Raw genomic sequence first — 14,945 nt, 5'->3', positions numbered from 1 at the left:
TCTAATTGACAAACAATGATTTGCTAAGATGCTCGACCAATACCTCTTAGTAGCATAAACACTCATTATATAAAGATTCTATCTGCCTAGCAACTTTACTTGGCGAGTATTTATTTATAATATCCTTACTTATTATTTCCGGCTTGTATTCATTATAATGACTGTACATATATTCCATTGCATCAATCAACTGTTCCTCGTTATTCCGCTCTATCAACAAACCATTAGAAAAATTCACAAAATCTTCAGGACCACCACACTTGGTAGCAATAACAGGTAATCCTAAAGCCATTGCTTCAATATAAACGACCCCAAATGTTTCAGAATTTGATGGCAAGACAAAAATATTCGAGACTGATAACTTTGGTAACATTTCATCTCTAGTCAATTTACCTGTAAGCTCTACATAATCTTGAAGGCCTAATTCTATAATCAAGTTTTTCAAATCTTGCTTTTGAGGTCCATCCCCAATGATTGTTAAACACTTATTTTCAAATTTCAACTTTGAGAATGCTTTAAGCAATAAATCAAAGCATTTTCCTCCAACAAGCGCACCAACCGATATAAAAGAAAAATACGCTCCGTCTTTATTAGAATCACATTGAGCTTCGATATTAAATTTAGATATATCCAACATATTCGGTATAACAATGCTCTCCACACCAAATTGTTTACTTATATTTGTTTTTAAACTATTTGAAACAGTAATAAGAGCATCCAATTTAGGATACACATTTTCAGCATAAAATTTAACATGATTCGGTATATTACTTTTTCCTACAAAGCTCCAATGCTCAGTACCGACACACGGTATTTTGAATCTGCTCTTCAAATTTAAAGCAATGGGCATAGTATACAGATAATGTGCATGTATGATGTCTGGCTTACCATGATTTCGAAGAATGATCCAATACATTAATTTAGCCATCTGAACTATATAAAAATAACCTAATTTATACATAGTCTTTATCGGCATTGGTAACAAATAGAAATTATACACATCTATTCCATCTACAAATCTATGATTAAGACCAATATGTCTATCACAAGCGTTAAAACGTCTGTCTATGCTAAATACGACAACCTTATGACCTAAAGCTCGTAGTGCCCTAACTTGATCCGCCTCAAAATTCCCATTCATCACATCCAAAGAAGAAGGAAAACCTCGAGATACAACTAAAACAAACACTTAGACTTAATTTTAGTAGTTATATATTCATGCCAATGAAGCATTCCTATTGTAAAATTTGCACGATATTTTATTCCTAATCTAATAAAAAACAGCAATGTTGAAACACCATAATTCAGTGATAATCTAAGATAAAACATAATAGATTTCTGATACTTAGCCAATTCTCTATCTCTTAAAAATTTATTTTGTCTAAGAGCTGTTTCATATCTACATAACAATGATTCTTTACTTTTTTGGGATGTCAAACTACCTACGTTCGTAGTAACGTAATAAACAATACTATTGACAGCCGCTATTTTTTCTGCATAGTATCCTATTTTCGTAGAAAACATTACATCATTACTATACATTATAGCATCAAATTGGATATTATTGAATATTACCAAATTTTTTTTTATCATTTTGCACCATGGTACACCATGATTGTATCTCAACTTGTTTACAGACTTCACATCTTCAGGTGAAAAACTATCAATCAATTGATTATAATAATTACTCCTATCAGAAACAATGTCACCGCCCAAACAGATACTCTCCGATTTAAAATAAACTATGTCATAATCTTCATTATTATATTTATCAAATATAGAAAATGCATTTTCAACAAAATAATCATCAGAATCTGCAAATATCAGCCACTTCCCTTTGGCTGTCTTTAGCCCCTTATTTCTAGCGCCTCCGGCCCCTTCGTTTTTCATTAAAAAAATTATTAAAAATTCAGCAAAAGCAAATAACGGCAAACGTTTAAATTCGTCTTCATCCAAACTACTATTATCATCAATCACCAATATCTGGATATCATTCCTATCAGGAATTGATAAAAGCAATCTATGTAATGTATCAACAGATCTGTAATGCGGTATTATAAGAGTATAATTAAACATTTTCAATGAATTTACAAGTAAGCATTTCTTTGGATATAAACATTAAAAATATAAATATATATATGAATGTATTAGTATATACTTCAAACTGAGACATTAAGAAGAAAACAATTACTACTGTCAGCAACAACTCTCTTTGGTACTTATCTTGAATAGACAGAAGTTGTTTAATTCCGATATACACAAATACCGCAAATATCAACAAACCAACCCCTCCCCCTTGTATTAAAAAATGTAAAATGACATTATGAGTATTTACCGCATTACTCAACAAAAACTGAAACCACTCCTTATCGCATACCCCATAACCTATTAGCGGACTATAAGATATTTGAAATAACGCATAAATCCAAATGGACGTTCTATGCGAAAATGTCATATCCTTTCCCAAACCTTCTACAAAACTACTAACAAAAGGTACATTGAATATCGAAAGTACTGGTAAGACAAATGTGAAAAAAAACAATACAATCCCAACCAAGATTGATATGTTTTCTACCTTTAGAAAAAAATATTTTTTAACAAAAACAACAGTAAGTAATAATAGTAATATAGAAATCGTTGCCGTTGCTGAACCTTCTATTGCGACAGAAGCGACACAGACTACAAACAACAAAATCAAACTTCTTTTACAACCTGTCTGAAACGATTCTATTATTTTTAAAAAAATCGCCGGCATAAATACTGCCCCAAACTGGTTATAATTCGTTGAAATAAGATAGACTTTATCTCCATCAACGTAACCCATTATTGATGAAAAAAAGAGTAATTGAAAAAAATTCAAATAAACAATAAATGTAAAAACAGATGACAAAATGGTTATTATCTTTTCTTTGCGATTAGGAGTATACAATGTAAAGATATAACGAATCGAAAGAGATTTCATTACAAAAGGAACCTGCATAATCCAACTATGACCATTTAGTATAGAAGAACACACTAACCAGGAAAACAGTAACAACAATAAAATATCATACTTCGTAAAAAACTGTTTCTTATATCTCAAACATCTTATGATGTGAAGGATTAAACTTGTCACAAAAATTACTTTCGACAATATGTTGAACAATGCGAATAATAATGGAAATTTGTATTGAGTTTGAAAGCATGCACTCCCTATTACTATAAAAAAAGTAAACCATAACAATACATCCCTAAAGGATAGCACTATACTCCTATTTATATTTCCCATAAAACATAATCATCTTTTATGTTTTGAAACCACTTTCAATGCTATTTCTCTTATTTTTACTTTTTCATTCTCTTACATAAAAAATTGAGACACTAAAACTTCCAAAACTACAAGAGAATAAACAAAAATTTATTTGACCTATCCACTCCTCACATCAAAAACGATGCAACCAATACTATCTCAAAAAAGACACGAAATCTATTCTTTAAACACTAATCTCCCGATGCCACTTTCTTTATCTTTTTATTCTCAACAATCCTAATCGCCAATTTCTATAAACTAAAGAAACAAAGCTAAAACCTTCTACTGTCACCACCATCACTGTCACCGTATACATATTTATATTATGTGTAAGCAAAAGCAAGCCTATCCCTACCAAAAAAAACAAACAATTACCAACCATCACCTTCATATAGACAGACGAATACCCCATAGGGACAAGCCGATTTCCTCCTATAAAAGTATTAAATGAAACCAAGATAGCGGATATCCCCAATAAACGCATGATAATAGAAGCTTCTCTCATATACTTCCCGGTGAAAAAATACACGATCTGGTCACTACCGATAAACACACAGATATAAGCCAACAGCACAATTCCCACCACCAAAAACATCACACGATTCACGAAAAGGATATTACGTTCTCGGGAAATCTTCGGGAAAACGGCTTGCGCCATCATGGAAATAGGGAGCTTCATCAAATGCAACACCTTATCAGCCATGTCATAGATAGAGACTTCCGACATTCCCAAAAAAGAACCTATTACCAATTTGTTCACATTCACATAAATCTGGGTAGACAAGTTGGAAATAAATAATGGAAAACTTTCCCTATAAGCCGATTTTAATTTTCGTATAGGTATCACGGACAGCCTTATCCTCTCCTTTCCCAATACGATATACAATGACAAGCAACCCGCCAACATAGCACCAATACCATTCAATAAAGGAACTATCAGATAATCCTCCCGCTCATGGACAAACAAGAAGATAGCAACCACGAATAACAGACGGGCTGACAAATTCACGATCGTGATATACTTCATCTTCTCAATCCCTTGGAAGAACCAGATAGGTAACAGAAGCTCATTAAAAGTCAACAGAAAAGAGAGTGCGTAGACCCAATAATGATCCTCAAAAAACGGGACTATGCTTATAACTGATAAATATACGACAAGACAAATAACCCATAAGATCAATTTACATAAATAAGTAGATGATACAATATTTGATAATCGGGTCTTGTCGTCCTTATAAACAGCGACATTTCTTGCCCCGGACATATTAAATCCGAAATTTATTACCAACGAGACATAGTTGACAATCGTTTGGGCAAATACAATCACCCCATATAATTCCAACCCTATGACACGCAACAAATAAGGATAAGTCAACAAGGGGAACAGGATCGTAAATACCTGCAATATGCTCAGGTAGGAGAAATTCGCCAATACAGTCTTATTCCTACCCAGTTTTTCCTTCAAAAATATCATCTTTGGATATGAATCCTAATCCCTATTAAAAATATCCCTCGTATATACTTTCCCCATTACATCATCCAGACAACCGTCATAGCGGTTGGCAATAATTGCGTGGCTCATCTCCTTAAACTTAACAAGGTCGTTCACCACAGTACTACCAAAGAAAGAAACTCCATCCTCTAGCGTAGGCTCATAAACGATCACACATGCTCCTTTCGCCTTGATGCGTTTCATCACGCCTTGGATAGAAGATTGACGGAAATTGTCGCTGTTCGACTTCATTGTCAGGCGATAAATACCTATCACGCAATCCTTCTCTTCTGCATGACAGAAACTGTTCCGATCACTATAACTATAATAACCGGCCTTACGTAATACCTGATCCGCAATGAAGTCCTTACGTGTCCGGTTACTCTCCACAATGGCGGTCATCATATTTTGAGGAATGTCTTGATAATTGGCCAACAACTGCTTGGTATCCTTGGGAAGACAGTAACCACCATAACCAAAACTCGGGTTATTATAATGAGTACCAATGCGTGGATCCAACCCTACTCCCTGAATGATAGCTTGCGATTCCAATCCCTTCACTTCCGCATAGGTATCCAACTCATTGAAATAACTAACACGTAAAGCGAGATAGGTATTGGCGAACAACTTAACGGCCTCGGCCTCCTTCATACCCATGAAAAGCGTGGGTATATCTTGCTTGATAGCACCTTCCCGCAACAAGTCGGCGAAAATATGAGCTGCTTTTTCTAAAGCTGGAATATCAGCGATGCGACGAATGGCCTCATTCTCTTCCTTGAACCGTTCATCTGTAATCAGTTTCGGGAAACCTACGATGATACGACTCGGGTATAGATTATCGTAAAGGGCTTTACTCTCACGCAGGAACTCCGGAGAAAACAGTAAATTCAACTTCCGTATCCCTTTTTGAGCGTACCTCAAATAGAGGCTACGACAATAACCCACGGGAATCGTAGACTTGATCACCATTACGGCTTCAGGATTGACACTTAATACCAAATCGATTACATCCTCAATGTGGTGCGTGTCGAAATAATTCTTCGCTGGATCGTAGTTTGTTGGAGCCGCTATAACAATGAAATCAGCATCACGATAAGCGGAAGCCCCATCAAGCGTGGCCGTCAAATCCAACTCTTTCTCAACCAAATATTTCTCAATATACTCATCCTGAATAGGCGACTGCTTGCGGTTTAACATTTCCACCTTCTCAGGAATGACATCCACAGCCATCACTGCATGATGTTGCGCCAGCAAGGTGGCAATACTCAATCCTACGTAACCGGTTCCAGCTACGGCAATCTTAATTTCTTTCGACATATTGATATTTGATTTATTAACATTTTCCATCTTCCTATTTGAGAGAATATTAAAAATATTCTTTCTTATTCAAACCTAAACCAACAATCGCTATATATTACTTCTTCCTACTTATCCAGTTTCTCATACTCCGAATTCCGACTTATAAACTCCGGCACGATCGATTTCATCATTTTTACGGTTTCCAACTTTTCTACTCGGATTGCCAAATCTACTAAATGATCAATACCAGCTGATATCTCGGCAAAATCATATTCACGCACTTTCGCACGGAAAATTTTAGCATTTATGGTAGGAAGCGTATTTTCCTTAGTTGCCAACAACTCTTCATACAATTTCTCACCCGGACGAAGACCGGTATATTTTATTTCAATGTCTTTATCGGGAATAAGACCTACCAACTCTATCATTCGACGTGCCAGATCGGCTATCTTTACCGGAGTCCCCATATCAAACACAAAAATCTCGTTCCCTTCTCCCATAAATGCAGCTTCCAAAACAAGACGACAGGCCTCCGGAATTGTCATAAAATAACGGATGATGTCGGGATGAGTGACGGTCAAAGGACCTCCTTTTGCCAGTTGGTCACGAAAACGAGGAATAACAGAACCATTGCTCCCTAATACATTCCCAAAACGAGTAGTGATAAATCGAGTTTTACCAGGATGGATTCCTTTATTTATCGCAATACTCAGACTTTGTACATAGATTTCGGCCAAACGTTTGGAGGCTCCCATCACATTCGTAGGGTTAACCGCCTTGTCCGTAGAGATCATGATAAATTTGTCTACATCATATTTTACAGACATGTCTGCCATATTACAGGTTCCCTGGACGTTGGTGTGCACAGCTTCGCAAGGGTTTTCTTCCATCAAGGGAACATGTTTATAGGCTGCCGCATGAAAAACATACTGAGGATGGAATCGTTTAAAAACACTTTCCACTCGAGCCAACATCCGGACATCTCCCATAATCGGAGTGAAAACAACTTCCGGATATCGATCTTCCAACTCCAGACGAAGAGTATGCATAGGTGTCTCGGCACTATCAAACAAGATCAATTGCTTTAATCCTAATTTACATAGTTGACGACAAAGTTCACTACCGATAGAACCGGCGGCTCCTGTAACCAGCGTAACTTTTCCTTTTAATTCACCTGCTATTTTTTTTAGATTGATATTTATTTCATCACGCCCTAACAGGTCTTCAATACGAATCTCAGGTAAATTATGCAGGTTGACTGTTCTGCTTTTTAACTCGTTCATTGCTGAAAATACCAACATACGAATCTTTTTTTTCTCGCAATAACGCACCAGACGTTCACTTTCTGCTTTTACGACATGATAGTCGGTAAACAAAATCGTCTTGATCCCTTTTCGATCCACTAAAGCATTAAATTCCATCTGATTCTTGACAGAATAAACGGGATAGCCTCCTATACGAATTTTACTTCTCTCCCCTATTCGTATATATCCTCCAATCTGACAACTATCGGATTGTTTCCATAGAGAAATTACAGATGAGCTTGATGATGTACCTTCTTCCCTATAAATTAATAACTTCTCATTATTGGAAGCAATACTTCTAACTATCATGCTATACATCATTATTAATAAAGCACGAAACGTTGTTAGAATAAAGAAAGTCAGGAATAAATCAAGCAAACCTCCTAAAAAGATTTGAAGAAAAGATAACGAGTGGATAAAACAGAAAAGGGCTACAATCATCAAAGTAGCTTTCACAAAAGAGGCAATAGCAATACGCCCCGTCTCTGTAAAAGTTGAATGACGAATGACACCTTTATAGGTCTGGCAGGAAAGAAAACAAATTGTACTGCATAGGATGGAAAAGAGATTTATATAAATAAACTCACGTACCGGCAGACTTATTTTCAAAATATTGCCAAGGGTCGCAAATACTAAAAAAGTGGATAAAACCGAGAAAAACAGGTCTATAAAAAAGATTACCCAGCGATTGAAGTATTTTTGCTTCGAGAAGAGGATAATAAAATCTTTGATTTTCAACACATTAATACTAGTTATATGTTATAAAAATGCTCGTCAGTCCCATAATTGGACTGACGATTATCGCTTGTTTTTCAAAGCCTACACAAAGAAAAGGATGACTAGAAAAAACGATCGTTTTTTCTAGTCATCCTTTTTCTGTTTAAAATCATTAATCATTGATTAACAGAGATTTTGTATAAATCAGAGGAGAAATATTGATAATTAAGGTCATAATAATTCTGAAAAGGCTTTGATTATTGGATTATAAAGAATAATTTTGCACACGAATAAATGACTAGAAAAAACGATCGTTTTTTCTAGTCATTTCACTTTCACCTTGTCAATTATTGAATATTATTTATAAAGAAAGTTTACCTAAATTAGTTTTTGCACTCTCAGCATGATTTTAATCTTTATAGCCAAATCGGTTAAGGTTAGGAAGCTATTGGAGATCATGGAAGATTCCCCATTCTCCGATATTTCGTTCTTTCCGATCGAACGAAACACCGACTTTTATCAGTTTACGATGATCTATTTGATAAGGTAACAGGTATCCTTTATCGTTTATTTGTTGTAAAGCATCTTCTATACTTCCGTCCAACTTAAATTCGAAAACGTAAATATATTCTCCAGTTTTGACAACTGCATCCGCACGGCCTTTGGCACTACGGACCTCTGCATCACAGAACTGCCCCATCAATTTAAAGATCAGATAAAAGACAACCTGGTAATGACGCTCTGTCTTGTCATTCAATTCATAAGGGAAATCCGCAAAAAAAGCACGCATACGTCGCATAAAAGCATCGACATCGCCGGACTCCAGTTCATGGACAAATTTACCGATATAGAAGCCTCTTGCTTCTTCAGTGATGGAAGAATAGAAAGGAGTGATAAAGTTTAGGAATCCGTAACGCACTTCTTCGTTTGGAAATTCCAGTTTATAGAGTTTAAAACGAGCATCATATTCTTTGATTGTCAGATATCCGCTTTGATAGATTAACGGGATCGGGTTGTTCCGTTCAGCACGGTATTCGGTAAAAGCCGATGCTTGTGTCTCTACACCATCGATCAAAAGACGAAGGTCGTATTCACTTTTCTTCAATAACTCTACCAGAAAGGTAGGAGTTCCGGTCTGGAACCAATAATCGCCAAACTCTCTTTTGTCTAATGCACTTAACGTACTGAAAGGATTAAACACTCCCTCCCGGTTCGGATGAAAGTGGTAGCCGTCGTATTGCTTCACCATCATTTCAACTGTTTCTTCCCATGTCAGTGACTGCATTTGACCTAGCTGTTCCAATTCGGGACGCAAGTTCGCAGTTAACTCTTGATGTGTTATACCGCAAAGAGTTGCATAATTATAGTCGAGGCTTATATCATTAAGTTGGTTCAAATCACTAAAAACACTTACTTGTGCAAATTTAGTGACACCGGTCAGGAATACAAAACGCAGGTAACGGTCAGCACTTTTGAGAACGCCATAGAACGCTTTCATCGTACGCCGATAGGCTTCCATCAAAGATTCATTATTAATCGCCTGCAAAAGAGGTTTATCGTATTCGTCGATCAAAACAACTACCTGACGCCCGGTTTGTTCCCAGGCACGACGAATAACATAAAAGAAACGTTCTTCCGGAACACGCAATTTCATTTCATCTCCGTAAACAGCTTCCCACATTTCCAAATATTGATTTAAAATAGCTACCAGATCTGCTTCCGTTTCATATTTACGGGCATTCAAATCAAGATGCAACACCGGATAAGTATTCCACTCTTGTTCTAATTTTTCAATGGCCAAACCTTCAAATAGTTCTTTTTTTCCTTGAAAATAGGCCTCCAATGTAGAAATCAGTAAACTCTTTCCGAAACGACGGGGACGACTGAGAAAATAAGGCTTTCCCTTCATCACCAATTCATAAATCAATGCTGTTTTATCGACATACAAATAGTTCCCATTCCGAATATCTTCAAAATCTTGTATTCCTATCGGTAATTTACGACTCATCATTATACGCTATTTTAACTTTTATCTAGTTGTTGAACAAAGATAAACATTTATCCGTATAAAGCGGAAACAACCAACCAATTAATATCGACCACAACAGAATATCCAAAAAAAATCAGCCAAGTAGCTAACCTATATACTACCTGGCTGATTTTTTTTAAGAATTCCAGATCAAATCCGGAAAGAAAATCATTATTGAGGCATCGGAGCTGCTGAAGGCGGAGGTGTCTTTGTCCCCCACTCTTTATTGGCTCTTGGGCCCATTTCAAGTTCAAGCAGACCGCCTTGGGCGATGTCGCTGTGCTGGAACCAGGGCTGGTTCAGGACTTCCCCGTTCAGGCGAGCCGACTGCACATATTTGTTCTCTTCGGAAGCGTTGTTTGCTTTGATCTCAAACGTATTGCCGTTTCCCAGGTCGATCTTCACATCGGTAAATACCGGGCTACCTATATTATAGGTAGGCGAACCGGGAGTAACCGGATAGAATCCCATCTGGCTGAACACTACGAAAGCAGACATACCACCGCCGTCTTCATCACCGGGAACGCCCATCACGTCGTTACGGAACCACTGGTTCAACAGCGTACGGATACGTTTCTGTGTCTTCCAGGGCTGACCGGCGTAGTTGTACAGATACGGGATATGCAAACTCGGCTCGTTGGCCATCGAGAACATACCTACATTGCCGGTATGGTCGGGAAGGAAGGAATAAAAACTCCATTTGGACATACCGAGCGGTTCGTTGAACATGGAATCGAGATCCAAAACAAATGCTTTGTCACCACCGATCATAGAGATCAGGTCGCCGATATTATGCTGTACGTCCCAACGATACACATAGGCATTGTTCTCATCGTAATAATCGCGGGCACCCAGGCCACCGTCATAACGGTAATCCATCGGTTCGATGAACTTGCCGTCCTTATCCTTCGGATGGAAGAAACGGGTATCGGGGTTGAACAGGTTGCGGTAGTTGTAGGATTCGCGCAGGTAATGTTTGGCTTCGTCAGTCTTACCCAGTTCGGCTGCGATTTGTGAGAGACACCATTGGTCGTAGGCTGTTCCCAGCGTAACGGCTACCGGCTGGCGTTTTTCCCAGATAGAGACGTTGGCTACCGTTTCCTTTTCGCCGGGTTTCAATGCGGGGATATAACCGTGTTCCTTATAGAAATCGTCCAACCATCCGGCAGGGGCAGCCGACCAGGGGATCAGTGTTTTCTCTTCGATACCTTTCTTTGAAGCAATATAAGCCTTTTCCAGGTCGAAGCCGCGTAAACCTTTCTTCCAGGCATCGATCACAGTAGCTACGGCATGGTTGGAGTTCATACGACGCGAATCGCCGGTCACTTCCGGGAAGGTCGGCATCCAGTTCGTACCCATCTGTTCTGCCATCAGCAGGAAAGAGTTGATGATATCGCTTTCACGTTCATTGTCGATCAGGATACGCAACGGATGGGTTGCACGGTAGGTATCCCAGATCCAGTCGTCGGTATAGAACGGACGACCGCCGTCTTCATGAATCTGACCGTCGAAGGCACTGTAGTAACGGCCGTCTTCGCTCAGGTTGACCGGACGTTCGTAGCAACGGTATAAAGAGGTATAGAATACGGTCTTGTCGTCGTTGGTTCCGCCTTGCGTCTGGATTTTGCCAAGGGCATCGTTCCAGTCGTTGCGGGCGATCTTGGCTACAACGTCCACATCGTAGGCGGCGATCTCACGTTCGAGGTTCTTCTTTGCCTGGTCTTCGCTGATGAAGGAGATACCGTAACGCACACCGAGTTTCTTCACGTCATTCCCGTAAGAAAGGACAAGGGCAGCGTCTTTACCTTCTACCGACGTTTCGCCGTATTTCACGGTGTTATCTGCCAATACGCCACATTGTTGCGGAGCTTTGTCTATTTCGGCATAGAGATAGACTTTCGTCTTCCGGTCTACGAACTGGTAACCGCTGACGCTCTTTCCATCGCTCTTCAACTGTCCGTTACGGCTGTTGAAGATCAGATAGGCTGGCCCTTCTCCTTCAAAAGTGATGCCATAGACGGCACTCTGATGCGAAGGGGCGAAGTCTACATCTATATTATTATCGTCCAGATATACCTGGTAACGATACGGATAGATCTTCTCATGGTCATAACTGTAATTGATAACCGGCTTCAATCCGGATTCTTCTCCCTGATACGGGCTCAGATTAAAAGCAGAACTTCCGCGGTGGCTGGTTACGATAACCGGCAGTCCGCTCAACATATCACCTGTAAAGTCGGCACGCTCCGGATAGACACGGAGCATACTGTTAGGTAAATGTACGGTCGGATAGGTAGGCACCAGCAAGTGACTGATGTTTCCCATATAGGGATTGACATAGTCTACCGGGCTTTTCTGCTCCGACGGGAGACCTCCTCCGGCAGCGCAGGAGGCCAGTAAAAAAGCTGAAGCCAGCAAGGCAACAGATGTCTTGATTTTTTTGTTTAATTTCATCTTAGTATTCAATTCAGTATTTATTTTTTCTTCTTTTCATCCACTGAGAATGAATAAGGGAAGTCTTCCGGGTTAACACCTCTGTTCAGGTTGGGTTTGTCGCCCATCTTAATATCGAGGACACCGCCTTTCAGCAGTTCGTTGTGGTCGAGATAGTTCTTGGTATAGTTCACGCCGTTGAATGACATCGACTCGATATAGATATTCTTGTCGCTGTTTTCGGGAGCGTTGATCACCAGGTTCTTTCCATTCTCGAAATGCAGTGTTGCCTTCTTGAACAACGGAGCGCCCAACACATATTGCGTAGTACCCGGAGCCACCGGATAGAATCCAAGGGCTGAGAATACATACCAGGCGGAAGTCTGGCCGTTGTCTTCGTCACCGCAATAACCGTCAGGTGTCGGAGTGTACATCTTATTCATTACGTCACGTACCCAGTACTGCGCTTTCCAGGGTTGTCCGGCGTAGTTATACAGGTAGATCATATGCTGGATCGGCTGGTTGCCATGTGCATAGTTACCCATGTTCATGATCTGCATTTCGCGGATCTCATGGATTACCTGTCCGTAGTAACTGTCGTCGAACAATGGCGGAACGGCAAATACAGAATCAAGCATCATCACAAAAGAGTCTTTGCCACCCATCAGGTCGATCAGTCCCTGCGGATCGTGGAAGACAGACCAGGTATAATGCCAACTGTTGCCTTCGGTGAAAGCATCCCCCCACTTCAACGGAGAGAACGGTGACTGGAAAGTACCGTCGGCATTCTTTCCGCGCATCAGTTTACTTTCCTTGTCGTACAGATTCTTATAATTCATGGCACGTTTAGCATACAGGTCGAGTTCTTTCTTCGGACGGCCCAGTTCTTTGGCGATCTGATAAATACACCAGTCGTTATAAGCATATTCCAGCGTACGGGCTGCGTTTTCATTGATCTTGACATCGTAAGGCACATATCCCAGTTTGTTGTAATACTCATGTCCCAGACGGCCGGTGGAAGACACAGTCGGGTGTACGTTTTCCGTTCCGTGGATCAGGCCTTTGTACATCGTTTCCAGGTCATCGACCTTTACACCCTTCATATAAGCATCTACCAGGATGGAAGCCGAGTTGTTACCCACCATGCAACCACGGTGTCCCGGACTTGCCCATTCGGGGAAGAAGCCGCTTTCCTTATAGGTATTGATCAGACCTTCCTGCATCTCCTTGTTCATCGACGGATACATCAGGTTCAGGAACGGGAACAGGGCACGGAACGTATCCCAGAAACCGGTATCGGTAAACATATAACCGGGCAATACTTCTCCATTGTACGGACTGTAATGAACTACATTTCCGGCTGCATCGATCTCATAAAACTTACGCGGGAAAAGCAGTGAACGGTACATGCAGGAATAGAACGTACGGTACTGGTCCAATGTTCCTCCTTCTACCTCGATCTTACCCAAGACATCGTTCCAGGCTTGTTTACCTTTAGAAACCAGGGTATCGAAATTATCATTACCCAATTCTTTCATATTGATGGCAGCCTGGTCGAAGCTGATGAAGGAAGAAGCCACCTTGGCCTGAACGATTTCGCCTTTCTTCGTCTTGAAACCGATCACGGCACCTACATGACTGGAAGTTTGTTCTTTCGAACCTTCTTTCAGCGTGTTGTCGGCAAACGTCGCTTCGTAGGTAAAAGGTTTATCGAATTCGATAATAAAGTAGTTCTTGAAGTTCTCGGGAACACCGCCGCTATTCTTGGTAGAGTAACCGATAATTTTGTTTTCTTCCGGAATGACTTTGATATAAGAACCGTTATCCAACGCATCTACCACAATATAAGAATGATCGTTTTCCGGGAAGGTGAAACGGAACAGAGCGGCACGGTCGGTCGGAGTCAGCTCCGTTATCACATCGTGATCGGCCAGATAGGCTTTATAATAATAAGGTTTCACCACTTCACTCTTATGGGAGAACCAGCTGGCACGTTTATCCTGGTCAAATTCAGGAGCGCCCACTACGGGCATAATGGCAAACTGTCCGTAATCGTTGATCCACGGACTTGGCTGGTGGGTTTGTTTGAATCCTCTTATCTTATTTGCGGTATATACATACTGCCATCCGTCTCCCATCTTTCCTGTCTGGGGAGTCCAGAAGTTCATCCCCCAGGGACGGGCAATGGCGGGATAAGTGTTTCCTGTCGATAGTTCAAAGCTCGATTGAGTTCCCATCAACGGCATTGCATACTCTACCGGATCAAAGGCGTCGTTACCGGGAGCTGCCATAGCCGGCTTTCCAATCCAGGCCGTCATCGCGACCAAAGCAATAGCCAATACATTTTTCTTATTCATGTTTTCTTATTTTGGGTTGAATTTA

General features: G+C 40.1%; 9 protein-coding genes. All 9 read right to left on the bottom strand.

Translation table 11 applies throughout. The features are described from left to right. Positions 1 to 46: 46 nt before the first annotated feature. Positions 47 to 1,189: a glycosyltransferase gene (locus C825_RS13105; protein WP_010802790.1), complete on the bottom strand. Its 1,143-nt coding sequence runs from the start codon at positions 1,187 to 1,189 to the stop codon at positions 47 to 49. Next, complete coding sequence (locus C825_RS13100) at positions 1,177 to 2,076, bottom strand: glycosyltransferase family 2 protein (protein ID WP_010802789.1); 900 nt, start codon at positions 2,074 to 2,076, stop codon at positions 1,177 to 1,179. The genes C825_RS13105 and C825_RS13100 overlap by 13 nt, the downstream gene beginning before the upstream one ends. Continuing rightward, positions 2,069 to 3,082, bottom strand: coding sequence for an O-antigen ligase family protein (locus tag C825_RS13095; RefSeq protein ID WP_232434110.1), 1,014 nt, complete (start codon positions 3,080 to 3,082; stop codon positions 2,069 to 2,071). The genes C825_RS13100 and C825_RS13095 overlap by 8 nt, the downstream gene beginning before the upstream one ends. 421 nt (positions 3,083 to 3,503) lie before the next feature. Then, positions 3,504 to 4,763 (bottom strand): oligosaccharide flippase family protein, encoded by a 1,260-nt coding sequence (locus tag C825_RS13090; RefSeq protein ID WP_007658076.1) that lies wholly within the window; start codon positions 4,761 to 4,763, stop codon positions 3,504 to 3,506. 15 nt (positions 4,764 to 4,778) lie between these two features. Beyond that, positions 4,779 to 6,098 (bottom strand): nucleotide sugar dehydrogenase, encoded by a 1,320-nt coding sequence (locus tag C825_RS13085; RefSeq protein ID WP_007658077.1) that lies wholly within the window; start codon positions 6,096 to 6,098, stop codon positions 4,779 to 4,781. 107 nt (positions 6,099 to 6,205) lie between these two features. Continuing rightward, entirely contained in the window at positions 6,206 to 8,125 is a 1,920-nt protein-coding gene (locus C825_RS13080) for a UDP-N-acetylglucosamine 4,6-dehydratase family protein (RefSeq protein ID WP_010802787.1), read from the bottom strand. A 421-nt stretch (positions 8,126 to 8,546) separates the two neighbouring features. After that, entirely contained in the window at positions 8,547 to 10,112 is a 1,566-nt protein-coding gene (locus C825_RS13075) for a PD-(D/E)XK nuclease domain-containing ATP-binding protein (RefSeq protein WP_007658079.1), read from the bottom strand. A gap of 189 nt (positions 10,113 to 10,301) precedes the next feature. Further along, a complete protein-coding gene (locus C825_RS13070; RefSeq protein ID WP_010802786.1) occupies positions 10,302 to 12,584 on the bottom strand; it encodes a GH92 family glycosyl hydrolase in 2,283 nt (760 codons plus the stop codon). 20 nt (positions 12,585 to 12,604) lie between these two features. Beyond that, positions 12,605 to 14,920 carry a GH92 family glycosyl hydrolase gene (locus C825_RS13065; protein ID WP_010802785.1) on the bottom strand — a complete coding sequence of 772 codons (2,316 nt, stop codon included), beginning with the start codon at positions 14,918 to 14,920 and terminating at the stop codon, positions 12,605 to 12,607. Between the last annotated feature and the right edge of the window lie 25 nt (positions 14,921 to 14,945).

Source organism: Parabacteroides sp. ASF519 (assembly GCF_000364265.2).
Classification (GTDB): domain Bacteria; phylum Bacteroidota; class Bacteroidia; order Bacteroidales; family Tannerellaceae; genus Parabacteroides; species Parabacteroides goldsteinii.
The sequence above is the reverse complement of the archived record's forward strand: the minus strand, read 5'-3'. Positions and strand labels throughout refer to the sequence as shown.